Annotated in this window: 1 protein-coding gene; it reads right to left on the bottom strand. The window is 72.5% G+C overall.

The features are described from left to right. Positions 1–1,203 (bottom strand): DNA primase (gene dnaG, locus SSOG_RS30450; RefSeq protein WP_009718106.1); only part of this gene is annotated, 1,203 nt, incomplete at both ends.

The raw sequence follows: 1,203 nt of genomic DNA, 5'->3' as shown, positions 1-1,203 counted from the left end.
CCAGGCCCGCCGGGGCCCGCGCCCCGGTGCTGCGGGCGGCCGCGCTGGTCGGGGCGCTGGTCGCCGCCCCGGCCGCGGTCCCGCGCCCAGCGGGCGAGCTGGCTGACGCGCTGGACGACGAACTGGGTGTCGAGGATGCCCAGCAGCCCGGCGAGGTGGACGGCCGACTCGTGCTGGATGGAGCTGTTCTTGATGCCCGCGACGACGGGCGCGGCCTCGTCCAGGGCGGCGGCGCGACCCACCGCCGTATCGAGGTTGTGGCGGGCGACGATCTGCCGGATGGCGAACTCGAAGAGCTGGGTGCGGCTCTCGACCAGCGCCTCGACCGCGCCGTCGCCGTGCGCGAGCCGCAGATCGCAGGGGTCCATACCGCCCGGGGTGATCGCGATGTAGGTCTCGGCGGCGAACTTCTGGTCGTCCTCGAAGGCGCGCAGGGCGGCCTTCTGGCCCGCCGCGTCGCCGTCGAAGGTGAAGACGACCTCGGCGCCGGAGTTGTCCATCAGCAGCCGCCGCAGGATCTTGATGTGGTCGCCGCCGAAGGAGGTGCCGCAGGTGGCGATGGCGGTGGTGACCCCGGCGAGATGGCAGGCCATGACGTCGGTGTACCCCTCGACGACCACGGCGCGGCTGGTCTTGGCGATGTCCTTCTTGGCGAGGTCGATCCCGTACAGGACGTGGGACTTCTTGTAGAGCGGGGTTTCGGGGGTGTTGAGGTACTTGGGGCCGTTGTCGTCGTCGCGCAGCTTGCGGGCGCCGAAGCCGACGACCTCGCCGGTGATGTCGCGGATGGGCCACATCAGGCGGCCGCGGAAGCGGTCGATGGGGCCGCGGCGGCCGTCCTGGGCGAGGCCGGAGAGGGTCAGCTCGCGGTCGGTGAAGCCGCGGCCGCGCAGGTAGCGGACGAGGTGGTCCCAGCCGGCCGGGCTGTATCCGACGCCGAAGTGCTGGGCGGCGGCCTGGTCGAAGCCGCGCTCGGCGAGGAACTTGCGGCCGATCTCCGCCTCGGGGCCGTCCAGCTGCTCCACGTAGAACTGCGCGGCCGCCCGGTGCGCCTCGACCAGGCGGGTGCGCTCGCCCTGCTGGCGGCCGGGGGTGGCGCTGCCCTGCTCGTACCGCAGGGTGATCCCGGCCTGGGAGGCGAGCCGCTCGATCGTTTCGGAGAAGGAGAGGTGGTCGATCTTCATGACGAAGTCGACGGTGTCG

The sequence above is a fragment of the Streptomyces himastatinicus ATCC 53653 genome, from assembly GCF_000158915.1.
In the GTDB taxonomy this organism is placed as follows: Bacteria; Actinomycetota; Actinomycetes; order Streptomycetales; family Streptomycetaceae; genus Streptomyces; species Streptomyces himastatinicus.
Note: the sequence above shows the minus strand (reverse complement) of the source record. Positions and strands in the feature narration are given on the sequence as shown.